The following is a 26,674-nucleotide window of genomic DNA, read 5'->3' as shown; positions in this document are numbered from 1 at the left end:
GTCCTCATTCGTTGTCGGCGGAGCCGGTGTTCTGCGCGGAGCCGGCCGGTTCGGCGCGGGCCGCGAGTTGCGTTTCGTATTTCGCGCGCGCGTCGCGCACGGCGGGGCGCGGCGAGACCTCCGGCACGGCCACTTCCCACCACCAGCCGCCGTCGTCGGTGGTGCGAGCGGGATCGGTATCGATGCTGATGACGTAAGTGCGATCCGCCGCGCGGGCGCGTTCCAAAGCAGCTTCGAGTTCAGCGACATTCGCCGCATGTTCGGCTTGCGCGCCGAGCGCACGCGCATGCGCGGCGAAATCGATCTGCGGCGCGCCGAGCGGACCTTGCATGCAGTTCTCGAGCAGGTTGTTGAACGGCGCACCGCCGCACGCCTGCTGCAAGCGGTTGATGCAGCCATAGCCGCGATTGTCGAGCACTACGACGATCAGCTTCGCGCCGATCATCACCGAGGTGGCGATCTCGCTGTTCATCATCAGATAGCTGCCGTCGCCGACCATCACGATCACTTCACGCGCGGGACGCGCGAGCTTCACGCCCAGTCCGCCGGCAATCTCATAGCCCATGCACGAGTAGCCGTACTCGACGTGATAGGCGCCCGGTTTGCCGGCGCGCCACAGCTTGTGCAATTCGGCGGGCAGGGTGCCGGCCGCGCAGACGACGATATCGTTCGCGGGTGAACTGGCGCTCGAACGCTGCACGGCGCCGATCACATCGCCCTCGTAAGGCAGCACGGCATCGCGCTGCGGTGCATGCGTGAGCGTGCCCACCGTATCGCGCCAGCTTGCCGCGAGTTTGTGCGCGCGCGTGGTCCACGCGCGGTCCGCGTGCCAGCCTTGCAGCGGTTCGGCGAGCGCTTCGAGCGCGAGGCGCGCGTCGGCTTCGATCACTTGCGCGCGATGCTTGAGACCGTCGAACGCATTGGCGTTGATGGCGATCACGTCGGCTTGCGTGAACAAGGTGTTCGAGCCGGTGGTGAAGTCCTGCAAGCGCGTGCCGATGGCCAGCACGCAATCGGCGTCGTGCGCGAGCGCGTTCGCGGCGGGCGAGCCCGTCACGCCCAGCGCGCCGGCGTTCAGCGGATCGTTCCACGCGAGCGAGCCTTTGCCGGCCTGGGTTTCCGCCACTGCAATGCCGTGCGTGGTCGCGAAGCGGTGCAGCGCGTCGCTTGCGCGGCCATAGAGCACGCCGCCGCCCGCGACGATCAGCGGCCGCTTGGCATGACGCAGACGCGCGATAGCGGCTTCGATTTCATCGACGCGCGGTGCGGGCGAATAAAACGTGACGACGCGCGGCTTGAAGAAGTCGACCGGGAAATCCCATGCCTGCGCCTGCACGTCTTGCGGCAACGCGAGCGTGACAGGCCCGCACAAGGCGGCGTCGGTCAGCACGCGCAGCGCGCGCGGCAACGCACTCAGCAATTGCGCGGGATGCACGATGCGGTCGAAGTAGCGCGACACGGGCTTGAGCGCGTCATTGGCGGAGACGCCGCCGTCGTGGAAGTCTTCGACCTGCTGCAACACCGGATCGGGCGCGCGCGAGATGAAGATGTCGCCGGGCAACAGCAGCACCGGCAAACGGTTCACATGGGCGAGCGCCGCCGCGGTCACGAGGTTGGTGGCGCCCGGTCCGATCGACGTCGTGACGGCCATCATGCGGCGGCGGAAATGCGCCTTCGCATAGGCGATCGCGCTGTGCGCCATCGCCTGTTCGTTGTGGGCGCGCAGGGTCGGCAGTTCGTCGCGGTGCTGATAGAGCGCCTCGCCGATCCCCGCCACGTTGCCATGGCCAAAGATCGCGAACACGCCGCCGAACAGCGGCTCGGTGCCTTCGCCGTCTTCAGTCGCGACGCGTTGCGCGGCGAGATAGCGGACCAAAGCCTGCGCGGTCGTCAGGCGCACCGTGCCACCCGGGCGCGTGCCAGCGTGGCTGGCGTCGTTGGCGGACGCCGCGTCGTGATGCAATACGCGCTGATTCATGCGGCTTGCTCCTGTTGGACAGGGTTCGGCGCGCTGGGCCGCGCGGCGCATGCGCCACGCGTTGCACGCCACGAAGCAATCAGTGTTTCGAAGGTGCGGCGTACACGCGCGATCAATTCGTCGTCGCCGATTTCTCCGGCGAGCCACGCATGACTCGGCTCGTGGAAGATCGTGCGTCCGACCGTGAAGCCACGGCACGTCGCCGATTGCGCCGCCGCGCGGAAGCCTTCGTCCAACTGCTCGACGGCCGCCGACAAACCGAGCAGCACCACGCCCCGGCAGTACGGATCGCGCTCGGCGATCAACGCGTCGACGTTGCGCCACTGCGCGGCGTCCATCGGTTCGAGCTTCCACCACTCGGGATAGATGCCGATGTTGTACAGGCGCTTTAACGCGCGATACACGGTGTCGGGCGCTTGCGGCAGTTGCGCGTGTTTCGGCGGAATTACTTCGAGCAGCAATTCATGGCCGCTTGCTTGCGTTGCGTCATAGAGCGCGCGCAGTTGCGCTTCCTGTTCGAGACGCTGCTCGATGGGCTCGTCCGGATGGAACTGCACGAGGCACTTGACGATATGTTCCTGCGGCCACGGGATCAGCGTGGTGCCGATCGAACGGCCATGATCGAACACGAGCGGCACCGAGCCTGGCAATTCCACCGGCCGGCCGATCCACCAGCCGCGGCCGGTGGCCGCGTTCAGCGCGTCCTGACCATAACGGTCGTCGATCAGCACGCCAATGCGGTTCTGCAACCCCAGCGCGCTTTCGGTTTGCGCGACGGCTTCGACGAACAGGCCCTTCAGACGCGCGATGCGCGCTTCGTCGGCGCCCGTTTGCTGCGCGAGTTCGAAGAACTGGTTGCGATGGTCGAAGGCGAAACCAAGCACTTCGTCCCATTGTTTGCGGGCCGGCGAGACGCGATGCAGCCGTGCGAGCGTTGCGTCGCGATCCGGGCGGCGCATGCGCTGCGGATCGGCTTTCGCTTCGCGCAGGAAGTAGTCGAGTTCGGCGGGCGTTGGCATGGCCGGCGCGCAGCCGTGACGCGAGACGACCAGCGCGCCGCTCGCGTTTGCAATGCGCGCGCACGCTTCCAGCGGTTGATCGCGCAGCCACCCGGAGAGAAAACCCGAGGCGAACGCATCGCCTGCGCCGAGCACGTTGAGCACTTCGACTTCCACGCCGCCGTGAATCGGCAGATCGTCGAGCGAGGCGGGCACCGCGCCGTCGATGATCTGGCAGCCCATTGGTCCGCGTTTCAGCACCAGCGTGGCCGGCGTGACGGCGCGCACCATCGCGAGTGCGTCGACCAGCTCGGTCTTGCCGCCGGCAATGCGGAATTCCTCTTCGGTGCCGATCACCAGATCGAACAGGGGCAGAATGCGCTGCAAATGCGCGGTGACGCCCTCGCTCGCGACGAAGCGGGTTTCGCCGTCTGCTTTGCCGGTAAGGCCCCACAGCACCGGGCGATAGTCGATATCGAGCACGGTGCGCACCTGGTTGCGGCGCGCATAGTCCAGCGCGCGGCGGCTCGTGCGGTTCACCTGCTCGGTGGAGAAGTGCGTGCCGGTAATCAACAGCGCTTTCGACGACGCAATGTAGGCTTCGTCGAAATCCGCTTCGTCGACGGCCATGTCCGCGCAGTTCTCGCGATAGAAGATCAGCGGAAAAGTATCGCGGTCTTTGAGGCCGAGCAGCACGAGGGCGGTCAGACGCTCCTGATCGATGCGCACGTGACTGACGTCGCAGCCCTCTTTGGTGAGCGTCTCGGTGAGAAAACGGCCCATGTGATCGTTGCCGACGCGCGCCAGCATCGACGACGCGAGGCCGAGCCGCGCGCAGCCGAAGGCGATATTCGCCGACGAGCCGCCGAGATACTTCGCGAAGCTCGACACGTCTTCGAGTCGCGCGCCGACTTGCTGCGCGTAGAGATCGACGGCGAGGCGGCCGAGGCAGACAATATCGCGGCTGCGGCCCGGCGCGAAGCGGCTGCCGGTGGCCGGCGCCGGCGCCGGCGCCGAAGCGGACGTGATGCCGCTGGATGTGCTGGAATGATCCATGAAGTTTCCTGAATAGCTGGGCGCGACCGCCGGCGCGACTGCGCCGAACCGCCGCGCGAATGAATCAGATCGTCGCGCCTTCGAGTTCGCCAATCATCTTCTGCATCTCCGCGCCGCCGGCCATCATGTCGAGCACCTCGTCCTTGCTGATGGTTTCCTTGGTGAACGTGCCGAGCGATTTGCCGCGATTGAGCACCGTGAACGAATCGCCGATCGGATACGCGTGGTGCACGTTGTGCGTGATGAAGATCACCGAAATGCCTTTGGCGCGCGCTTTGTGAATCAGCTTCAGCACGTTGAAGCTCTGCTTCACGCCGAGCGCGGCGGTCGGTTCGTCGAGAATCAGCACGCGCGCGCCGAAGTGAATCGCCCGCGCGATCGCGAGACACTGTTTCTCGCCGCCGGACATGGTGCCGATCGGCTGATGCGCGTCGCGCACGTTGATGCCCATTTCGGCGAGCTTCTCGCGCGCGGTGGTGGCGCTGGTTTCGAGGTCCATCACGCTCAGGAAGCCGAACAGTTTCTTTTGCGGTTCACGTCCCATGAAAAAGTTGCGCGCCACGGAGAGCAGCGGCACCAGCGCGAGATCCTGATACACGGTGGCGATGCCGAGATCGAGCGCATCTTTCGGCGACTCGAACAGCACGGGTTTGCCGTCCACCAGATACTGTCCGGAAGAGGGCTGATGCACGCCGGCGAGGGTCTTGATCAGCGTCGACTTGCCCGCGCCGTTATCGCCGAGCAGGCAGTGCACTTCACCGCGTTTCAGGCGCAAGGTCACGCCGCTCAATGCGATCACCTTGCCGAAGTATTTGTTGACGTGTTCCAATGCGAGGATCACGTCTTCGTGCGGCGCGGATGCGGATGCGGTCGCGTTTGCGTTCGATTCAGGCAAGGCGTTTGCCGCGGTATTCATATCGGACATGTTCGTCTCCTCTTTACGCCTGCGAAACGCGGCGGCGCACATAGTGATTGAACAGCACGGCGATCAAAAGCATCACGCCGAGGAACACGCGGAACCAGTCGGAACTGACGTTGGTGTAGGTAATGCCGATCTGCACCACGCCGAAGATCAACGCACCGAAACACGCGCCGACCACCGAACCATAACCACCCGTCAGCAACGTGCCGCCGATCACCGCGGCGATGATCGCTTCGAATTCCTTCTGCAGACCGCGGTCGGCCGCGGCTGAGCCGATGTCGCACACTTGCAGTACAGCGAACAGGCACGAGCAGAACGCGGTCAGCACGAACAGCGAAATCTTCACGCGACGCACCGGCACGCCGACATTCTTGGCCGCGTTGGCGTCGCCGCCCACCGCGAGAATCCAGTTGCCCGCGCGCGTTTTTGCCAGCACGAACGCGCACACCGCCGCGAGGCCGAGCCACCACAGAATTACCTTCGGGATGCCCGGCACGAGCGCGTGGCCGTTATCGAGCATGGTGCCGATGCCGTGGCGCGCAAGCATCGTGAACAGTCCGTTCAGCGCGACGCCATGAAACAGCGTATTCGCGAACCAGTCGTTCTGCGCGAGGTCGCCGACACCGGAGACGATCGTGCGGTCCGCGAACATGATCGAGAGCGCGAGCGTGAGACCACGCAGGATGAACAGAAACGCGAGCGTGACGATGAACGACGGCAGGCGCGTGCGCATCACCAGATAGCCGTTCAGTGCGCCGAGCAACATGGAGCCGGCGAACGCGAAGAGAATCGCCAGTGAAATCGGCCAGTGGAAATACACCGAGGGAATCGCGACCATCATGCCGGCGAAACCGATCATCGAGCCAATGGACAGATCGAACTCGCCGGCGATCATCAACAGACAGGCGCCTACGGCGAGAATGCCGAGATACGCGGAGACCTGCGACCAGTTCATCACGCCGTCGAGGTTGAACATGCCGGAACCGCCGGCCGTCAGCGCGAAAACGAGAAACACCAGTACCGCGCCGGAAATCGCGGCGAATTCGGGGCGATTCAGCACGTGGCCGAATCGGGATTCCTTGCGCAGCCGTTCATCCGAATCGGGCAGCGAGGGCGCGGCCTCGCCGGTATTCGTCTTGACGTGCGGTGGGAAGTGTTTGCCGGCTACACCCATGATGTCTCCTTGGAGCCCGGCCGTGTGCAACTCGCACGCGAGGATGCGTGGCGAGAACGACAGCCGGTGAATTGCGCGGTGGCGGCGGGCGGCCCGCTCCGAATCGAAGCGGTGCCCGCCGTGCGCGTGACTAGCTAGAGAAAAGAATCAGCGATACTGCCCTGCGTACTTGATGACCTTGTCGAGGTTTTCCTTGGTGATGAAACCCGGGCCCGAGCGAATGTTCTTCGGTCCGTACGACGGTGCGAGGCCATAGGTTGCAAGCCGTTCCTTGAACTTCGGATTGGCTTCGAGAATCTGGCGGATCTTCGCGGGATCGGTGGTGTGCTCTTTCTTCACGATTGCCAGCACGGCCACGGGGATGTAGCCCTGCAGGTACGGCTGCTGGTCGATCGCGAACTGGATCGTGCCGTTCTGGATCGCCTTGGCGATGTCGTCGGAGAAGTCGAACGTGCAGAAATAGATCTTGCCCGCCAGACCCATTTGCGTGACCGCTTTCAGCGTGGCCGAAGCCGGGGTCGGTCCGAGCGTCAGGATCGCGCCGGTGTTCGGATGGTTGCGCAGATACGCGCTGACCTTCGACTGGATTTCGGTCGGATCCTGACCGGAGTCGATCGTGGATGCCTTGTAGTCGACGCCGAGCGCTTCGGCGAAACCACGGCAACGGTCGAACGACACCGTGTTGGTGGCAATGTGGTTCACGCACAGGAACGACTTCACGCCCGCGGCCTTGGCCTTCTCGCCGGCCGCTCTGCCCGCGACATATTCAGGTTGGCCCACATGCATGATCGCGCCGAGTTGCGCGCTCTGTTCCTCGGTGCCGGAATTGATCGTGACGAGCGGAATCTTCTTCGCGGTCACTTTGTTGATCGAGCTTTTCAGCACGTCGAAGTCGGCGATGGTGACGATCACGCCGTCGTAGTTGCGCGCCGCCGCCTGTTCGATCAGACGCGACATGTCGGCGATGTCGCCGTTCGGCGGATTGCGGTAGTCGGTCTCGACGTTGAAGTCCTCGTCGGCCTGTTTGATGGCGTTCTTGATGGTGTTCCACCACGAATCCGAATCCGGCGCGTGGCTGATCAGCACGAAGTGCGCGTCAGCCGCGCGGGCGGCCGAGGCCGCGCCGAATCCCGTCGCCAACGTCAATGCCGTCACCAGAATCCTGAGCGTAGCCTTGCCCTTGCAAAGTCTCATTGTCTCCACCTTTCTCGGTATGTCGTTTTTGAAGGGAGCGTCTGGCGGCGGCTTTCCATCTGGTACAAACCCGGGGTAGCCACCAAAGCACCATCGCTCACGACCAAGATTAGGCGATCTTCCAAGGTGTTGCAATGAAAATTTCATTGAAAATAAAAATAGAAAATACGTTCCATTTGATTGGCCTGCTGCCTATAATCGGCAGCGTCAGGAGGCCGTGGGGCGGGCGTTTGAAGCCGCTGCGGCACTGCAATAAAGCACCCGAGAGAGAGCCATGGCGGAAGAGAGCACCGAGGAATTGCCCAGCGTCGAAGAATTGATGCAGCGCATCGCGGAAAACTACGACGCATTGCCGCGTCAGTTGAAGAACGTCGCGACGTATATCGAGCAGCATCGCTCCAGCGTGATGGTGGACCGCACCAGCGACATTGCCGCGAGTTGCGGCGTGCATCCGTCCGCGGTGGTGCGTTTTGCGCAGCGCTTCGGCTTTTCCGGCTTCTCCGATCTGCAGGCGGTTTTTCGGCAGGCTTACACGGGGCAGGGCAGTTCGTCGCCGAGTTATCAGCAACGCATTCGCAAGCTGATCGACGAGAAGCCGGGTGCGCTGTCCGGCGGTTCGGTGGCGCGCGAATTCATCGCGGCCTCGCGCGGCGGTCTGGAAGAACTGGAGGCGGGGCTCGACGACAAGGAGTTCGACGCCGCGGTGAAGATGCTGCAGCAAGCCGACAACATTTACGTGATCGGCGTGCGGCGCTCGTTCCCGGTGGCGAGCTATATCGTCTACGCGCTGCAGCACACGCCCAAGCGCGTGCATCTCGTGTCCGGTTTCGGCGGCATGTACCGCGAACAGATTCGTAGTGTGAAAAAGGGCGATGTGGTGATCGCGATCAGCTTCGCGCCCTACGGCAAAGAGACGCAGTATTGCTTGCGGGTCGCGCATCATCACCAGGCCAAAACGCTGGTTATTACGGATAGCCAACTATCTCCGCTCGCGCGTTATGCCAGCACGCAACTGTATGTGAAAGAGGGCAGTGCGTTCGCGTTCCGCTCGCTGACCAGCACGATCTGTTTGTGCCAGGCGTTGTTTATCGCGCTTGCGTACAAGCTCGAATTGAATGTTGAAGAATCCAAAGACACTGGAGGATACGATGACTGATGGGGCAAAGACGATCGACGTGGCGGTATTCGGCGCGGGGCGCATCGGCAAGATTCATGCGGCGAATCTCGCGCGGCAGCCGGGCGTGCGACTCAAATACGTGGTCGACGTGAATCGTGAAGCCGCCGCCGCACTCGCCGCTGAGCACGGCGCGCAGGTCGCCGATATCGACGGCGCGATGGGCGACGCGTCGATCGGCGCGACGGTGATCTGTTCGAGCACCGATACGCATGCCGATCTGATCATGCAATCCGCCGCGCAGAACAAGCATGTGTTCTGCGAGAAGCCGGTCGATCTGACGCTGGAGCGTGCGCGTGCCTGCGCGGTCGCGGTGGAGCGCGCGGGCGTGGTGTGCATGATCGGTTTTCAGCGCCGCTTCGATCCGACCTTCTCGGCGTTGAAAGCGCGACTCGATGCCGGCGAGATCGGCACGCCGGAGATGCTGGTCGTGACGAGTCGCGATCCGGGCGCGCCGCCGGTCGAGTACATCAAGCATTCCGGCGGCATTTTCAAGGACATGCTGATTCACGACTTCGACATCTTCCGCTGGATTCTCGACGACGAAGCCGACACGCTGCACGCCACAGGCAGTTGTTTAAGCGACCCGTCGATCGCGGAGGCGGGCGATATCGATTCGACCGCGGTCACGATCCGCACGAAGCGCGGCCGCCTGTGCCAGATCAACACCGCCCGGCGCGCCGCGTACGGTTATGACCAGCGTTTCGAAGTACTGGGCAGCCACGGCATGTTGCAAGCGGGCAATGTGCGTCCCACGGAAGTCACGGCTTATTCGAAAACCGAGGTGTCGAGCGACGTGCCCGAAGCGTTTTTCCTCGAACGCTACCGCGCGGCTTACGCGCATGAGATCGCGCATTTCTTCGATGCGGTGACACATGGCAAGCCGGTTCGCACGACCGTCGCCGACGGTTTGAAAGCGCTCGAACTTGCCGACGCCGCGACCCGTTCGTGGCGCGAGGGGCGCGCGGTCAAGCTCGGTGAGGCGTCGTGATGACGGCCGCGGCGGCGCGGGTTCGTGTGGGCGTAGTCGGCCTCGGGCGTCTTGGCAAGCGGCACGCGGAGAATCTGGCGTATCGCGTGCCGGGCGCGTCGCTCGTGGCCGCCTGCAGTCCGGTGGAAGAAGAGCGGGCCTGGGCGCGTGAAGCGTTGCCCGCGCCGCGTCTGTACGAGGATTATGCGGAACTGCTGGCTGACCGTGAGGTGGATGCGGTGTGGCTCGTCACGCCGTCTTCGTTGCACGCGCAACAGATTGTCGACGCCTTGAAGGCCGGCAAGCATGTGTTCTGCGAGAAGCCGTTGTCGCTGGATGTCGCCGAGTGCGAAAGGGTGCTGGCGGAGGCCGCGCGCTATCCGCACTTGCAGGCCACCATCGGGTTCATGCGGCGCTTCGACCCGAGCTATAAGGACGCGCTCGACAAGATCGAAGCGGGCAAGATCGGCCGGCCGTTTCTGATGCGCTCGCAGACCGCGGATCAGAACGACAGCGATGGTTTTTTCGTGCGTTTTGCGGCGACCTCTGGCGGGATCTTCCTGGATTGCACGGTGCACGATATCGATGTGGCGCGGTGGCTGCTCGGCAAACCGCGCGCGAAACGCGTGTTTGCCGCGGGGGCGGCGGTGATGCATGAAGGCTTGCGTGAGTTCGGCGATGTGGATAACGGTGTTGCGATCTGCGAGTTCGAGGGCGGGAAGCTGGCGATGTTTTATGCGTCGCGGACGCAGGCGCATGGTAATGATACGCATAGCGAGGTGATCGGCACGGCTGGAGCGCTGGCTATCGGGCGTAATCCGCGGGCGAATCGCGTTGAGATTTACGACGCCACCGGGATTCGGAATGAGTGCACGCCGAGTTTTTTCGAGCGGTTCGAGGATGCGTTTTTGTTTGAGGCGCGGGCGTTTGTTACGGCTGTGCGGGATGGGGTGGGGTCTTCTGCTGCGCAGGCTGGGGCTTCACTCGCTGATGCGTTGGAGGCTACGCGGATTGGGGTGGCGTTGCGGGAGTCTTTGTTGAGCGGGGAGGCTGTTAGGTTGTAGGTTTTTTTTGTCTTTTTGCTTTTTTTTTGCCTTTACGCGGTGGGTTGTTTTTTTTGGGGTGTCCGGCTTTTCTTGCTGTCACCAAGGTATGGTTGGCTTGCGGTGTGGGCCTTTCCTTGAATTCTTTGTGGTTTATTGGTGTTGCCCCTGTGCGGGAAACACTAATAGACCTTCTACACGCAGACCGGCAGCAAAACGATGCCGCATTCGACGCCGCCGTCATTCGCGTTGACCAGTTGCACGCACTGGCTGGTCTGTTGAGTCTTGAAGAAGTCGCCGAGCAGTTCACTGGACTCGACACAGTTGGGCAGGTGTCGATTTTCGGTCTGTTCGAGAGTGCCTTGTCCGACGTTCGTATGGCCCGCTGCGCAAGCAGCGCACAACGACTCAGCCGATGACGTGACACGCTAGATAAACCGCAACATTCACAGGCGACCGGCACAGATACTTCTGCGCGCCGCATTGCTGACGCTTTTCGTACCTTGCGTTGATAGCCCTTTTTTGTGCCCGCCTTGCGCGGGCTTTTTTTCTTGTCTGTTCTGGCTATTCCATATCCGGCCAATGTTCGATAGGACAAATCCGATTTGACATGAAGCGTTGCTTCCAGCGCAAGACTGACCGTCAGTTCGAGCTTTCCGATTCATCTGGCGCTAGTTTACCCGGCGATACAAATTAGCATACCGAACAGGCCAGATGAACAGGAACAACTACCGGCTGGTATTCAGCCGGCTGAGAAATATGCTTGTCGCCGTCGAGGAAACCGCCACGGCGACAGCAAAAGAAAACGGGCAGACCAAGGCTTTCAGCCGCGGCAATCCTGCGGGTCATACCGCGCTATTCACCTTGCGGCAGATTGCGTTTGCCGCCCTCGCGCTACTCGGTGCGCTGCCGTCGTGGTCGGCCGCGCAGATCGTATCGGGCGGCGCGCACGCCCCTTCCGTCATTCAGGCGCCGAACGGCGTGGGTCAGGTGAATATCAACCGTCCGTCTGGTGCGGGCGTGTCGGTCAATACCTACAACCAGTTCGACGTACAGCAGCGCGGCGCCATCCTGAACAACTCGCCGACGATGGTTCAGTCGCAACTCGGCGGCATGATTAACGGCAATCCGAACTTCGCGCCGGGACAGGCCGCGAAGGTCATCGTCAACCAGGTCAATAGCACGAGCGCGTCACAGTTCAACGGTGCGCTCGAAGTCGCGGGCCAACGCGCAAACGTGATTCTGGCAAATCCGTCAGGGATTTCCGTCAACGGTGGGACATTCATCAACACGAGCCGCGCGACGCTGACAACCGGCATTCCGAATTATGCAGCGGACGGCTCCGTGTCTGGCTTTAATGTCACGGGCGGCAACATCACGGTCAGCGGCGCCGGTCTGAACGCGTCGAACGTCGATCAGGTTGATTTGCTGTCTCGCGCCGTGCAGGCCAATGCGGCGGTCTACGCGAAGACCAGTCTGAACGTGGTGACGGGCGCAAACAGCGTCGATTACAACACGCTCAACGCCGCCCCGATTACAGGCAACGGCCCCGCGCTTGGCGTTTCGATTGACGTCAGCAATCTCGGCGGCATGTACGCGAACCGCATCCAGCTGGTCGGGACAGAATTGGGCGTAGGAGTTTCGCTCAAGGGCATCGCGGCTGCGCAATCGGGCGACCTCGTACTGACATCGGCGGGCAAGCTCGTGCTTGCAGGCCAGACGAACGCAAGCGGCAATATCGTTGCGAGCGCACAGGACATCGACAACACAGGCACGACCTACGCGCAGCAGAATGTCAGCCTGACCACGTCTGGCGCGCTGACGAACAGCGGCATGCTCACCGCGCAGCAGAACACGAGCATTGCCGCGGGTAGCGTCGCCTCGACCGGCACGCTTGCCGCGGGTGTGAACGGCGACGGCTCGCTGGCGCAGACCGGCGACCTGAACGTGAGCGCGTCCGGCGCGCTCACGGCAACCGGCCGCAACATGGCGGGCGGCAATGCGAACTTGCAGGGGGCGGCGGTCAACGTCGCAGGCAGCACCAACTCGGCAAAGGGCAATCTCGTACTGACCGCGACGGGCGGAGACCTGAACACATCGGGCGCGACGACAACCGCGGGCGGCACGCTCGTCGCCAACGCAACGGGCGGGCTGAACAATGACGGTGGCGCGCTTTCGTCGGGAGGCGCGCAGTTGCTGAATGCCGGCGCGCTCTCGAACCGCAACGGCCAGATTGTGTCGGGCGGCGCGCTGAACGCGAACGTCTTGGGCGCCGTCTCGAACGCGGGCGGCACGATGCAGGCGGCGGCCGGATTGAAGGCGTCCACCGGTTCGTTCGATAACGCCGCCGGACACGTCGCATCGCTGAACACCGACGGTCTCGTCCTCTCGTCCGTGGGTCTGTTGAACAATGGCGCAGGTGGCAGCATCGGTGGCAATGGAAGCGTCGCACTGCAAGGCGGCCAGATTGCCAACGCGGGTTCGATTACGGCAGTGCAGTCGCTGATTGCGCGCGCCGTGCAGACCCTGTTCAACAGCGGCACGTTCGCTACCAATGCGGACATGACGCTTTCGGCCGGTACGACGCTCACGAACGCCGGCCAGTTCGGCGCGGCCCGCGCGCTCACCCTGTCGGCTGCGACGTTCGACAACAGCAGCGGCACTGCGAGCGCCAGCCAGATCGCGCTGCACGCCGCAGACCTCGTGAATCACGGCGGCGCGATCACGCAGACCGGAACCGGCGCGACAACGTTCGACGTGACCGGCACGCTGGACAACTCAGCGGGCGGTACGCTGCAAAGTAACAGCACGGACCTGACGATTGCACCGGCTGCACTCGGAAACGACGGTGGCACGATCACGCACGCCGGGACCGGCAAGCTGTCGATCAATGCGGGGAACGGCGCGGGCGCAATCTCGAACGTCGGCGGCAGGATTGCCACGAATGGCCAGGGCTTGATTCAGGGCGGCGCGCTCAATAACGCATCGGGTTCGATCATTGGACAGGACGGCCTGACGGCGACGTTCGGCGGCGTGCTGGACAACACGAACGGCAAGCTGCTTTCGAACACGGATACAAGCATTGCGAGCGGCACGCTCAATAACAACGGCGGCCAGATCGGTGCGGGCACGACGGAAACAATCAGCACGGGAACGCTGACGAATAGCGGTGGCTCGATTGTTGCGCCTGACCTCACGCTGACGACTGGCGCGACGCTCGACAACAGCGGCGGCGGCATCGAGGCAAACCAGCTCGCGTTGAAAGCGACGGACCTGCTGAACCGCGGCGGCTCGATCACGCAATACGGCACGTCGTCAATGGGCTTCAGCATCGGCGGCACGTTCGATAATTCGAACGGCGGCACATTCCAGACCAACAGCACCGACCTGACGCTTGCCCCCGGCGCGTTCGTCAACGATGGCGGGTCAATCATCGACGCCGGTACGGGCACGCTGACGATTGCTCCCGGCAATGGCGCGGGCAACTTCTCGAACGTCGGCGGCACGATCATCGCGGCGGGACAGATAGCGGCACGCGCCGCAAGCCTGAACAACGCTAACGCCGTGCTCGCTGCGCATGGCAATATCGCAGCGAATATCGCCGGCGACCTGAACAATACACAAGGCTCCGTTCGTTCGCTCTCGTCGCTGTCACTCGCGAGCGGCGGCGCGCTGACGAACACGAACGGACAGATCCAGTCCGGCACAGGCGCGGCCGGCGACGCGAGCACGCTCGGCATTCAGGCCTCGTCGGTCAACAACACGAACGGCCTCGTCGGCAATCTCGGCTCGGGCGACATGACCGTGCAAGGCGGCAGCCAGACGACGAACAGCGGCGGCGTGATGACGGGCAACGGCAATGTCGCCGTCAATACTTCGTCACTCGTCAATACGCAGAACGGCCAGCGCGGCGGCCAGATCAGTGGCGCGGGCGTCACCGTGCAAGGCGACACCGTCGACAACAGCGGCGGGCAGATCGGCACCTTCGCCGGGTCGAACGGCGACGTGTCGATTACGGCGACGGGCACGGTCACGAACGCGGGCGGCCAGATTGGCGCCACGCATAACCTCGCCGTGACTGCCGCGACGCTCACAGGCGGCGGCGCGTACAGCGCGGCCAACGATGTCGCGGTCAGCGTTCAGGGCGACTTCGCGCCGGCGCCCGATGTCCAGTTCAACGCGGGCCACGACCTGTCTTTTACCCTGCCGGGAACGTTCAGCAATAACGCACTCGTCGAGGCGGCGAACAATCTGAACATCAATGCGGGCGATGTCCGGAATGGCGGCGTCATGATGGCGGGCGGCACGCTCGCGACACACTCGAACACGCTAAAGAACACCGGAACGCTGGTCGGCGGCAGCGTCGCGCTCAACGCGACGCAATCGCTGTCGAACACGGGGCCGACCGCACTGATTGGCGCGACCGACAGCAACGGCACACTCGAATTGCTGTCGAACGACATTGAGAATCGCGACGACACCACGGCGACCGACACCCAGGCGACGACGGCCATCTACGGTCTCGGCAAGGTGGTGCTCGCAGGCCGAAAAAATGCGGACGGCAGTTACACGAACGCGGGCCTGATCCGCAACCAGTCGGGGCTGATCGAATCGGCCGGCGACATGGAACTGCACGCCGCCCAGGTAACGAACACGCGCACGCGGATGACGACGACCGGCCTCAACCAGCCGGTCGATCCGGCGCTGCTGGCGCAACTGGGTATCAGCCTGTCCGGATGTACGGCAGTAACGATGGCCGCGTGCTCGGGGCAGAATGTCGGCTGGTCCAACGCAACTCCGGACATGATCGGCGGTGTCAATACGGATCCGCCGCACGGCGGTCAGTGGAACAGCGGCTACCAGTACACGACCTATACCGGTGTAGCGGTCGCGAACCTGATTGCAGGCATCAGCCCGCAAGGACAGATCATCGCCGGGGGCAATCTCGATGCCTCGTCGGTCGGTCTGTTGCAGAACTACTGGAGCGCGGTCGCAGCAGTTGGCAACATCGCAGCGCCCACGGCACTTGACCAGAATAGCTGGCAGGGTCAGACGGCGCCTGGTGTGCAGGTCACGTATTCGGGCTACTACCACTACACGAACTACGACCACAGCATTGCGGACTGGACATTGCCGTTTGGCGATGCGCCGTTCACGGGATCCACTCCGGGCGGCTACACGCAGGCAGCACCCGCCGATATCCGCAACTACGCACTGCCGTCCCATGAGTCGAGCTTTGTCGCGGGCGGCACGCTCTCGGGCAACGGCATCAGCATCGACAACACGGCGGGCAACGCCGGCATTCCTTCGCTCGGTCTCGCACCGGGTCAGGCCATGTCTGGCGTCAATATCAACGGAGTGAGCGGCAACGCGAGCGGCGGGAAATCTGGCGCGGCATCGGTGAATGGCGGCAGCAGCATGGTCAATCCGGCGATTGCCAGCGCCACGGCGCAGAACGTGCTGCAAAACCTCTCGATTCCGCAAGGTGGACTGTTCAGCCCCGCGACTGCACCGGGCGTCACCTACCTGATCGAAACGAACCCGGCATTCACGAACCAGAAGACGTTCATTTCGAGCGACTACTATCTGCAACAGCTTGGCCTGAATCCGCAGACGACGGAAAAGCGCCTGGGCGATGGCTTCTACGAGCAGCAGCTTGTACGCAACCAGATTACGTCGCTGACCGGCAACGCGGTACTCGGTCCATACACCGACCGTCAGGGGATGTATCAGTCGCTGCTGGAGGCGGGCGCGTCGCTGTCGAAGTCGCTCGATCTGCCGCTCGGCATGAGTCTGTCGGCTGAACAGGTGGCGGCGCTTACGGGCAACGTCATCATCATGCAGACGGAAGTCGTGGATGGTCAGTCCGTGCTGGTGCCAGTCGTCTATCTCGCGAAGGCCAGCCAGCAGAACATGAACGGCCCGCTCATTGCGGCAACCGACATCGACATCCGGAACGCACAGACCTTCACGAATAGCGGCACGATACAGGCAGGCAATGCGCTGTCGATCCAGGGCAACCAGATCAGCAATGCATTCGGCACGCTGCAAAGCGGCGGGCTGATGTCGCTGACGACGAAGGGCAACGTCGACCTGACTTCAGCGACCGTGAACGCCGGCAGTCTCGCGCTCAATGCAGGCGGCGACCTGCTGCTGAACACGGCGGTCAGGACCGTCAACCAGGTCAGCGCGACCGGCGCGACACGCACCACGACCACACTCGGCCCCATTGCGAACCTGAACGTCGCCGGTAACGCGGCTATTGTCACAGGCGGCAATTTCGAGCAGAACGCGGGCAATCTGAACGTCGGCGGCAATCTCGGTATGGCCGTGGGCGGGAACTACGATATCGGCTCGGTGCAGACCGGCGAACACAAGATCGTCGAGCGTGCGAACGGCGTGTCGAACACCGACATCAACCAGACGACCGGCAGTTCCGTCAAGGTCGGTGGCATTTCGCAGATTGGCGTCGGCGGCGACCTGACGGCGACCGGCGCAAACATCAATCTCGCAGGCGGTGGAACGCTCGCCGCGAACGGCAATGTGACCTTGCAGGCCGCCAAGGCAACCTCAACGACGGATAGCAACAGTTCCGGCAGCGACAGCCACGGCAGCTACGCGGAGTCGCTGCACCGCTCCGACGACACGCTCACGGCAACCACGCTGAATGCGGGCAATTCGCTCACCGTGGCATCCGGCAAGGATATCAACGTCACAGGCAGCGCGGTCACGCTCGACAAGGGAACGGCGACGCTCGCCGCAGCGGGCAACGTCAACATCGGCGCGGCAACGGAAACGCACGTCGAGAATACGCAGGAGCAGCACAAGCACAGCAATGTCGTGAGCGGCAAGGAAGTGGCGAGTTCGAGCAACACCAGCGCCACGCTCTCACAAGGCAGCATGGTGTCGGCTGACGCCATCTCAATCGCGAGCGGCAAGGACATCAATGTCGCCGGCAGCACGATTGTAGGTACGAACGATGTGAACCTCGCGGCGGCTGGTAACGTGAATATCAGGACGTCGCAGGACACGCAGACTTCGAAGTCATCCTACAGCGAACGTAGTACGGGCTTTGGCGCGGGCGGCGGCATCGGTATCTCCTACGGCACGGTCGCGCAGACCAATACCGCCAACGATGCCATCGTGACGAACAACGCAAGCACGGTCGGCTCGCTCAATGGCAGCGTGAACATTGCGGCGGGTAAAGACCTGCACGTAACAGGGAGCGACCTGATTGCAGCGCAGAACGTCACGGGTACGGGTGCGAACGTCACGATCGATTCGGCGACCGACACGTACAACCACGACGAGAAACAGACCGTCAGCAAGAGCGGCTTTACGCTCGCGATCAAGGCGCCGGTGATCGATGCGATTTCGAACACCGTCGATCAGGCGCATGCGGCCAGCCGTAGCCAGGATGATCGTGCGGCGGCCCTGCACGGGATGGCGGCGGCCAGTAGTGCGATGGATGCAGCGGGTTCGCTTGGCGCGCTGGCGAGCGGCGCGGCACCCGAGGCCAAGATTGAACTGAGCTACGGCAGCAGCCATAGCGAGAATACCTTCACCGAGAACAGCACGACGAATCGCGGCTCGAACGTTTTGGCGGGCGGCACGGCTGCGTTCGTCGCGACTGGCAACGGCACGCCGGGCAGCGGCAACGTGACGATTGCGGGTTCGAATGTGAATGCGGGCGACGTGATTCTCGCGGCGAAGAACCAGGTCAACCTGCTGAACACGACCGACACGGATTCGACGCGCAGCACGAACCGGTCGAGCAGCGCGAGCGTCGGTATTTCGTATGGCACGCAGGGGTTTGGCGTCGATGCGTCGATGTCGAAGGCCAACGGCAACGCGAACAGCGACACCGCGATCCAGAACAACACGCACGTGAGCGCGGCGAACACCGCGACGATCATTTCGGGTGGCGATACCAACATCATCGGCGCGAACGTGAGCGGCAATCAGGTGAATGCGTCGGTCGGCGGCAACCTGAACATCGCGAGCGTGCAGGACACGATGACAAGCGCGGCCCATCAGGAAAGCACGGGCGGCGGGTTTGCGATCAGCCAGGGCGGCGGCAGCGCGAGTTTTAGCCATACCAATGCGAACGCGAGCGGCAGCTACGCGGGCGTGAATGAGCAGGCCGGGATCAGTGCGGGCGATGGTGGGTTCAATGTCCGCGTCGTCGGTAATACGGACCTCAAGGGTGCGGTGATTGCGAGCGGCGCGGATGCGTCGAAGAACACACTATCAACGGGGACGCTGACCTACAGCGATATCCAGAACTCGTCGAATTACAGCGCGCACACGGGCGGCATCAGCGGCGGTGTGACGGTCGGCGATGGTGGCGCGAATTACAGCACGCACGGCAGCACGTCCGGCTCGAACGCGGGCGGCGTCGCACCGATGCTGAGCCAGAACGACAGCGGCAGAGACAGCGCGACCACGCGCGGCGGCGTCAGCGCTGGGACCATCAGCGTGACAGATACCGCCCATCAGACGCAGGACATAGCGAGCCTGAACCGTGATACGTCGAACACCAACGGCACCGTGGCAAAGCTGCCGGACGTGAACAACCTGCTGGACCGTCAGGCCGACATGATGGCGGCGGCAGGCGCGGCGGGTGAAACGGTGTCGCGGCGGATTGGTGACTACGCCGATGCCAAGGCGAAGGAAGCGGGTGGTGACGGCGGCGGCTGGCAGGAAGGCGGGACCAATCGCGCGATGATGCAGGCGGCGGGCGCCGCGCTGGTGACGGGGCTGGCTGGCGGAAACGCAATCGGCGGTGCGGCAGGCGCGGGTATCGTGTCGCTTGCGGCGGGTCAGTTGAATAAGCTGAGCAACGCAATTGCTGACTCGAACCCGGCCGGCAACGCTTCAATGAATGAAGCGCTCGGCAACATCGTGGCAAACGCGATTGCGACTGGCGCGGGCGCGGCGGTCGGCGGTAATGCCGGCGCATTCTCGGGCTATGACGTGGACCGGTTCAACCGCCAGTTCGATGCCAATGGCAAGCCGGTGAATCAGAAGGATCTGGTGGCGCAGGTGTGTCCCGCAGGTGCTCAGTGTAGCGATGCGACGTTGAACGCAGCGATTCAGGCGCAGGGCGATCTGGCGCAAGCAGTAAATCAAACATCCATTATTTCTGCGATTTCGCCGAACTATGCAACTGTTGGCACCGGCAGCTTATCGGGTACCCTTGGCGGAGCAGTGAACCTCTACGACGGCACGACTTATGTGTCGTATGGTGTTAGCCAGTCATTCCCGCCTGCATCGTGGGCACCGGGCGGAGCCGCTACGCTAGGTTGGGTTTGGGGATCACACGATGCTTCCTCGACCAACGCATTTATGAATGGAGACGGGAATCAAATCTACGTTTCTATCCCGGCGGGAAGAGTTAACGTCATGGGTGCAATAACCCACGCGTATGGCGGTTCGACGGCTGTTGAATTGGGCGTTACTACCCCTGGAGGTTTTACCGCAGGCGTCGTCCCTTGGAGCCATTCGGTTTTGGTCAATGACAAGAAATGATTCAGGAGGAAAAATATGCGAGGGCCAACGGATGAAGAATGGAAGCGTATGACGCCAGAACAAAAACGAACCTACAAGATATTTGTTGGGGTCGTCATTGTAATTCTGGTGTCACTCGCCATTAAAAAGTTCTTTTTTTAGAACTGGGCGAAAGGGCAGCCCGGTTCTTGCCGGCTTTGCCACCTGGCCTGCAATTCATCACACGCATATTTTTAGGTGGTCAAAAATAAATGGTCAGATTGCCAATAAGGTTTCTATTTTTTTGGATAATCTGCCTTGCCGGTGCCTTTATTGCATGGCAGATCGACTTATGCATTCATTGTGTTTTTATCTGCCTGTATTGCCCGGCTGATTCTTTACAGTCTCGTCGCTGCGGAACGGTCGAAATGTACACGCCAAATGGACGTTTTGGCAGCGGCAATTATCTTAATAGCCATGCTGAAAGACGATCGCAGTAACAGCAGATTCGTCGCTGCCTGCGGCAGCACGGATTTGTTTTTTAAAAACCGTTTTAGCTATTTGCCTTGAGAGAAAATTCATGAGTATCCGATACTTTGTTGCGCTTCTATTCCCAGTCGTTAGCGCGTGCTCCGCGCTTGTCCCGGATATCGCAGATGAAAATCAGGGCCTAAAAGGTCAGGCAGCGGAAAGCCTGGAGCAATTTTATGGAACCTATCAAGTGGCAAACACCAAAGGCCGTAACTGGGATGTATCGTCTGTATCAGTCATCCGTGGTGATGCCGCCGGAAATAACCTCCCACTGTTTCGCCTCTACAGAAAAGACGGCAGACAGTTCGACACAATCACGCCGCGCGTGTGCGAAACCTCGAGCACGCACAAGAAGCCCGAAGGTAGTGATGGGACTTACGTGAGGTGCGGGCTAACGGGTATGATGTCCAATGCGCCGTTCCTTATCTTCGACAGCTTTCCAATGACATTGAAATCAAATAATCTCATTTTCAAAGATAAAACATTTGAAATCAATCCCGGTGAATATCACCTCTTCCTATCCTATAAGAATGGCGGATCGGCAGATTTCGAACTGGTGCGCATCAGCGAAGGTAGTGCGAACAAACCTGCGGTTAAGTGACCGTTATTTCTAACGTCGCTCCCTGTCCGTTCAACCGCCAGTTGCATCCGGGCGAGAAAAAGATCACGGATCAGGCGAACGGAGACAAAGCTGAAGAGGTGAAGCTGACCAAAGCGGCGTGCTATGCGGTGAAATGCTGGGCCGAATATCCGAAGGGCAGCGACCAGTACAACGCGAATTACGTGAGTCAGCTTGATGCGTCGCAACTCGTGCCGGAACTGTCGTGCGTGAAAAATCAGAAGGAAGCGGGTTTGTTCAATTACACGCCGGAGCAGAAGGTCACCGACATGGTTAAGAGCGATCCGTTGGGTATTGCGAAAGATGCGGCCAAGGTAGTTGTCGGTGCTGTCACTGTAAAAACAGGCGTGGGACTCTGCGCCACTGCACTCGGTTGTTCGGCTGGAGTACCAATGGCTGCGTTCAGCACAAGCGACATGGCCGAAGGGATGGAGAGTTTATACAACCGCTATGACGGGATCAACTCATCTGGCGTTAATCCGCTACGTTACGCGTTCAACGAGGTAAGCCCTACATGGGACGATACTATGTACGATGCCCTCAACTTGGGTGCGTCTGCCCTCGCGCTTCGCGCACAAGTGCCTTTGAAAATGGGTGTAGCAGACGGCATGAACAGATCGGGAACCATCTTCGATGTGACTGTACCGCGGATGAACAACAATACGCTCGTTCCGTTCTTAAACACGGCTGCGCCATACGGAACGACGCAGGCAATCTCGGCCTACGGTATTGCCAGCAAGGGGGGCAACCCTAATCAAGGACGCGACGCAGGCAGGATCGAAAAAATGAACTGGCGAAGACTTTATTCGACGTTGGAAATTTGCGTCACCGTTGGGCTATTCGCCGCATTCATCGCGGCGTTTTGGGCCTTCCAGTTTTCGGGATTGTACAGATTGGTGTTCCATTTGGACGACATACAGTCGATGTGAATTGTCTTCGTGCCCACAGCAGTTTTGCTTTTCCTTTTGTTGACAAGATTTTTAAGTCCCTTCGAAAGATGGGGCTGTTGAGTGATCCGCCTTCGCGTTTTGGGCCGTGGTTCAAGTAATGGCAAAAGGAAAAGAGCGAGTTTATTGCTCGATGAAATAGCCGAACACACAATCATCAACTTGACGATGCGCGGCCCAGACCTGCGAGCGAAGCGCAACGGTCAGCGGCGCGCTCGTCGCGGAAACGTGGTGAAAGCGGGTAAAGCTGATTGTCCCTGCCATGCTGCGTTGCGCGCTGATCATTTAGCTTTACGAGAAAAAATCGTCGGGCCGCTAAATAGATGTCTTCCATTGCAACCAACTGCTGCAAGAAATTTATAACGCCTGTTTATGTGTTTCTGTGCGTTAGTTTGACAATAGGAGCCGCAGTGTTTATCGCGATCCCTGTATTCGGGGTGCCGCGCGGCGTCGATGCAGAAGTGGTGGCGCGGTTAATGATACCTGTGCTTGGGGTCTCGTGTTTTATAGGGGCTTGCCGAAAATGGACGCTACGACTGCCGTACAAAACAAGGTACGCAAAGACGTTTTATCCCCTGCAAAGGGGTTGGACTAATCGACTTATTGTAGAAATGGCAATGGGCACCTGTTTGGTCGTCATCGGGGTTGTAGCGAACTACTGAACTACAAGTTTTGAATCACGGAACAAATAGTTATGAGAATCAGAAATAGCCTGGCGGCGCTGCCGCTATCGGCTTTGGTCGCGCTCGCGCCCAATGTGCAGGGGCAAAGCCTCGGCGGTATCGAAACCGAACAGAACCAGCAGCAGCGGCGCGACGCACAGCAGCGCGAAGCGGCAGTACAGGCGCCGGCCGTGCGCTCGACCTTGCAGAAGGTCGAACCCTTTCCGGCGCTTCCGGCTGAAACGCCGTGCTTTCGCATCGACCGGTTCGCGCTCGACGTGCCCGGCACACTGTCGGCCGCGGCGCACGCGAAAGGCGCATCCGTTTTGCCTCTCGACCCGTTCGCATTTGCGCGCGAATGGCTCGCCCACTACAAGGGGCAATGCGTCGGCAAGCAAGGCGTCGACGTACTGAGCAAGGGTTTGCAGCAGGCCGTGCTAGGTCGCGGGTACGTGACCACGCGCGTACTCGTGCCGCAGCAGGACTTGACGGCGGGCACGTTGTCGTTTGCGCTCGTGCCGGGTCTGGTTCGGCAGGTCCGGCTGGCCGATCCTTCCATGCGGGGAACGTGGAAAAACGCGTTTCCGGTCAGCGGCGGTGACCTGCTGAACATGCGCGACCTTGAGCAAGGGCTAGAGCAGATGAAACGCGTCGCAAGTCAGGACGTGGACATGAAGATCGAACCGACCGACATCCCAGGCGAAAGCGATGTCGTCGTGACAGTGAGGCGCGCGAAGCCCTTGACGTTCGTCGCATCGGTCGATAACTCGGGCACGTCTTCGACAGGCAAATGGCAAGGCAACGTCAGCCTTGGCATTGATAACCCGCTCGGCCTGAACGACGTATTCACGGTCGGTGCTAATCAGGATCTGTCGTTCGGCAACAAGGCACTCGGCTCACACGGGTTCAATGGTTCGTACTCCATTCCGTTCGGCTACTGGACGGCGACCCTCTCGGGCAACACGAACACGTACTATCAGAACATCGCCGTCGTGAACGATACTGTCGTATCGAGCGGCAATTCACAGACGGCCGCGCTGCGCATCGCACGCGTTCTCTCGCGTGGCCAGAACGACGTGCTGGGCGGATACGTGCAGCTATCGAAGCGTTTCGGCGACAGCTTCATGGACGATGCGAGCATTCGGACACAGGCGCGCAACAACACGTTTCTGGAACTCGGCGCGACCGACCGGCATTACTTCGGCGCGGCGCAGTTCGACGGCACGCTTGCATACCGTCAGGGCATCGGCGGACTCGGCGCGACGCCCAACCCGTACCCGGACGGCCCGACGTACCGCTTTCACATGGCCGTGCTCGACGCGAACCTGTCGGTGCCGTTCGCCGTCGCAACACAGAATTTCCGCTACGTGACGACGGTTCACGGCCAGTTCACCAACGACACGCTGTTCTATCTGGACGACCTGACCATCGGCAGCCGCTACACGGTGCGAGGCTTCGACGGCGAAACGATGCTCGCAGCAGAGAAAGGCTTCTACTGGCGCAACGAACTGCAATGGCTGGTCTTCCAGACGGGTCAGACGTTGTATGCGGGGATCGACTACGGGCGCGTGTTCGGGCCGAACACGGCATTTCTGGCGGGGACGCAACTGGCGGGCGCGGTGATCGGCATTCGCGGTGGTGTGCCCGCAAAGATTGCCGGCCTGTCCTACGACCTGTTCGCCGGAACACCGATCTACAAGCCGTCAGGCTTTCCGACAGCACGCGCGACGGTCGGCTTTCAAATGACCGCGCAGTTCTAGGCGAAAGCGCCGGACAGCTCGTAACTTTGCGTCAATGCGTCAAAAATTGTATTGGGGGTAGGATTGAGGGTAACGAATTGCATTAATCGCTAGAAGCGCCTACCCATAAGGGTTGTACGGCGATAATTGCTTTGCCGCCGCGAAAGGAAGCAAAGAAAGCGGCTTCACGCCGCCAGCCTGTAAGCGGGTCTCCTGGCTTGGAGGAGGCAGTGGCGCATCTGGAATCCGTGCCCTCGCGCCTTCCGCGTTCGTGACAAGGCGCTCATTCTTCCGGCGGCGCTGCGCGCGCCGTCGCGGTCGTTCTGCAAAACGTCGGTCGTTTCGATGCCAAGCGTTCAATGAGTCGTGGACGGATTTCCCGCGTGGGCGGCTTGCCAAGGTACTCTGCTTTTTTGCGCGCAACTGTTTTCGTCTCGTCATTTTCCACGTCCGACGGCATTTCCCGTGGTGCCGGCTCCGTCCACCGCGGCCGCCGCCTTCAAGACCGCCGGCCGCTTCGCGGCATCGCCGGGGCGAAGCCGGTGGCCCCACTGCACACGCGCGCAGCGACGGGTTTTTGGACAGACCGTTCCGGCGAGCGCGCAGCGCGAGGCGGGCGGTATGACGGCCTTGTCACAAGCTCCGAATGCGCGAGGGCACAGATTCCAGATGTGCCACTGCCTCCTCCAAGCCTGGGGACCCGCTTGTAAGCTGGCGGTGTGAAGCCGCTTTCTTTGCTTCCTTTCTTTGCGGCGGCAAAGAAAGGGAGTGCCGCCCCGCACAGCAATGCTCTCAACTTAAGCCTCGAAGGGCTTGTATACAGGGCGTTAGCCCTGTAAGCTTCATCGCATAACTCACTGATAAATCAACGATATGAACTCAAATACCAGCGTCCTCAAGGCTTCTGGCTGAGTTCTCCGAATTCCTGTTCGATCCGGCGCTCGCCGATCGCGTGCGTCGTTCTCCCACCGCCTTTACCCGCAATCGCACACTGACCTTGCCGCGCATGGCCGCGCTGATGATGTCGGGCATGTGCGCCAGTGTGCAGGCCGAACTTGACGCGCTATTCGGCGCACTGGGAAGCCGCGGCGGGCGCACCCGCGCTGTGAGCGCACAGGCCTTCAGCAAGGCGCGACGGGGAGTGTCTGCCGAACTGTTCGAGCTGGCCCGCGCCCGCCTGATCTCGCTGGCCCAACCCCATATCGATTCGATGCGCTGGCACGGCCTGAGGCTGGTCGCCGCTGATGGCAGCCGCCTGCGTGTGGGCACGCGTCGCGGCCATGAACTGCGCGCCGATCACTACGCGTTTGCGCTATTCCTGCCGGGTTCCGAACTGACCCTGCACGCTGCACTTCATCCCGCCGACGGCGGCGAGCGGCAGATGCTGTTCGAAGCCCTCGATGTGCTGCAACCGCATACCGACCTGCTGCTGCTCGATCGCGGCTATATCGGCAACGCGATGGTGGCGGCGCTCGCACAGCGCGAAATCCCGTTCTGCATGCGCGTCGATGCGCGTAACTGGAAATGCGTCAGCGCCTTTGCCCGCAGCGGTAAAGCCGAGCGTGTGGTGACACTGGACGCGCCCAGCGAACTGGATGCCCGCGACTATGAACTGGCGCGTACGCCCACCACTGTTCGCCTGATCCGCGACGTCACGCCGGGCGGTCGCGTGCGGGTGCTGATGACCTCGCTGCTCGATGGCGGGCGTTATCCGGCGGCATCGTTCGGCGCGCTCTATCACCAGCGCTGGCGGGTCGAGGAAGCGTTCAAACGACTCAAGCACCGGCTGCGGCTGGAAGCCGTCACAGGCCTCGATTACCTGGCGTTACAGCAGGACTTCGGCGCAAAAATCCTCGCCGACAACCTGTTCACCCTGCTCAGCGATCTCGATGCGCCGCACGACGACAGACATGCCAGCCGTCCTAACCGGGTGTATGCACTGGGCGCACTCAAGCCCATCCTCGGCGCGTGTCTTCTGCGCATCCAGCGATGTCTGGACGGCCTCGCCGGTGTGCTGGAACTGATCCGCCAGACCCGATGCCGGATACAGCCCTCACGCTCCTATACAAGACCACCCAGAAAAGCCAAGCCCCACTTCCATCTCGCGTACAAACTCGCATGATCCAGCGGAGCTTAAGTTGAGAGCATTGCCCCGCACAGGGGCAACGCCAATAAACC

At 61.6% G+C, this 26,674-nt stretch carries 15 protein-coding genes; 9 read left to right on the top strand and 6 right to left on the bottom strand.

Features of this window, described 5'->3' with window-relative positions; translation table 11 throughout:
* Window positions 1-4: 4 nt before the first annotated feature.
* The 5 genes from iolD to B0G80_RS09700 form a co-directional block, all read right to left on the bottom strand.
* On the bottom strand, window positions 5-1,978 hold the full coding sequence (gene iolD, locus B0G80_RS09720; RefSeq protein WP_116117845.1) for a 3D-(3,5/4)-trihydroxycyclohexane-1,2-dione acylhydrolase (decyclizing): 1,974 nt from the start codon (window positions 1,976-1,978) through the stop codon (window positions 5-7).
* Window positions 1,975-4,032, bottom strand: a complete 2,058-nt coding sequence (iolC, locus tag B0G80_RS09715; RefSeq protein ID WP_181919939.1) for a bifunctional 5-dehydro-2-deoxygluconokinase/5-dehydro-2-deoxyphosphogluconate aldolase — start codon at window positions 4,030-4,032, stop codon at window positions 1,975-1,977. Before iolC ends, iolD begins: the two co-directional genes overlap by 4 nt.
* Window positions 4,033-4,096: 64 nt before the next feature.
* The gene (locus B0G80_RS09710) at window positions 4,097-4,957 is read right to left on the bottom strand and encodes an ATP-binding cassette domain-containing protein (protein ID WP_258878866.1); all 861 of its coding nucleotides are present in this window, start codon (window positions 4,955-4,957) and stop codon (window positions 4,097-4,099) included.
* Window positions 4,958-4,970: 13 nt separating this feature from the next.
* On the bottom strand, window positions 4,971-6,128 hold the full coding sequence (locus tag B0G80_RS09705; protein ID WP_106283664.1) for an ABC transporter permease: 1,158 nt from the start codon (window positions 6,126-6,128) through the stop codon (window positions 4,971-4,973).
* Window positions 6,129-6,275: 147 nt separating this feature from the next.
* Entirely contained in the window at window positions 6,276-7,322 is a 1,047-nt protein-coding gene (locus B0G80_RS09700; RefSeq protein ID WP_116117844.1) for a sugar ABC transporter substrate-binding protein, read from the bottom strand.
* Window positions 7,323-7,596: 274 nt separating this feature from the next.
* Here B0G80_RS09700 and B0G80_RS09695 point away from each other — a divergent pair, with 274 nt between their 5' ends.
* The 7 genes from B0G80_RS09695 to B0G80_RS09665 all read left to right on the top strand — a co-directional run bounded on the left by B0G80_RS09695 (window position 7,597) and on the right by B0G80_RS09665 (window position 22,077).
* Window positions 7,597-8,478, top strand: a complete 882-nt coding sequence (locus tag B0G80_RS09695; protein WP_106283662.1) for a MurR/RpiR family transcriptional regulator — start codon at window positions 7,597-7,599, stop codon at window positions 8,476-8,478.
* Complete coding sequence (iolG, locus tag B0G80_RS09690) at window positions 8,471-9,487, top strand: inositol 2-dehydrogenase (protein WP_116117843.1); 1,017 nt, start codon at window positions 8,471-8,473, stop codon at window positions 9,485-9,487. Before B0G80_RS09695 ends, iolG begins: the two co-directional genes overlap by 8 nt.
* Window positions 9,487-10,530 (top strand): Gfo/Idh/MocA family oxidoreductase, encoded by a 1,044-nt coding sequence (locus B0G80_RS09685; RefSeq protein ID WP_116117842.1) that lies wholly within the window; start codon window positions 9,487-9,489, stop codon window positions 10,528-10,530. The genes iolG and B0G80_RS09685 overlap by 1 nt, the downstream gene beginning before the upstream one ends.
* Window positions 10,531-10,634: 104 nt before the next feature.
* A complete protein-coding gene (locus tag B0G80_RS09680; RefSeq protein WP_258878865.1) occupies window positions 10,635-10,928 on the top strand; it encodes a hypothetical protein in 294 nt (97 codons plus the stop codon).
* 295 nt (window positions 10,929-11,223) lie between these two features.
* The gene (locus tag B0G80_RS09675; RefSeq protein ID WP_116117841.1) at window positions 11,224-20,040 is read left to right on the top strand and encodes a hemagglutinin repeat-containing protein; all 8,817 of its coding nucleotides are present in this window, start codon (window positions 11,224-11,226) and stop codon (window positions 20,038-20,040) included.
* Window positions 20,041-20,578: 538 nt separating this feature from the next.
* Window positions 20,579-21,130 (top strand): hypothetical protein, encoded by a 552-nt coding sequence (locus B0G80_RS09670; RefSeq protein WP_116117840.1) that lies wholly within the window; start codon window positions 20,579-20,581, stop codon window positions 21,128-21,130.
* The gene (locus B0G80_RS09665) at window positions 21,127-22,077 is read left to right on the top strand and encodes a hypothetical protein (RefSeq protein WP_116117839.1); all 951 of its coding nucleotides are present in this window, start codon (window positions 21,127-21,129) and stop codon (window positions 22,075-22,077) included. The genes B0G80_RS09670 and B0G80_RS09665 overlap by 4 nt, the downstream gene beginning before the upstream one ends.
* A 141-nt stretch (window positions 22,078-22,218) precedes the next feature.
* Here B0G80_RS09665 and B0G80_RS45775 read toward each other — a convergent pair whose 3' ends face one another.
* On the bottom strand, window positions 22,219-22,380 hold the full coding sequence (locus B0G80_RS45775) for a hypothetical protein (protein WP_181919938.1): 162 nt from the start codon (window positions 22,378-22,380) through the stop codon (window positions 22,219-22,221).
* Between the two features lie 409 nt (window positions 22,381-22,789).
* Here B0G80_RS45775 and B0G80_RS09660 point away from each other — a divergent pair, with 409 nt between their 5' ends.
* Entirely contained in the window at window positions 22,790-24,517 is a 1,728-nt protein-coding gene (locus B0G80_RS09660; RefSeq protein ID WP_116117838.1) for a ShlB/FhaC/HecB family hemolysin secretion/activation protein, read from the top strand.
* A gap of 862 nt (window positions 24,518-25,379) precedes the next feature.
* On the top strand, window positions 25,380-26,618 hold the full coding sequence (locus B0G80_RS09655) for an IS4 family transposase (RefSeq protein ID WP_309546282.1): 1,239 nt from the start codon (window positions 25,380-25,382) through the stop codon (window positions 26,616-26,618).
* Window positions 26,619-26,674: the final 56 nt, after the last annotated feature.

Origin of the sequence: Paraburkholderia sp. BL6669N2 (genome assembly GCF_003387275.1) — a bacterium.
GTDB lineage: Bacteria > Pseudomonadota > Gammaproteobacteria > Burkholderiales > Burkholderiaceae > Paraburkholderia.
This window is presented reverse-complemented; position numbering and strand designations above follow the sequence as displayed.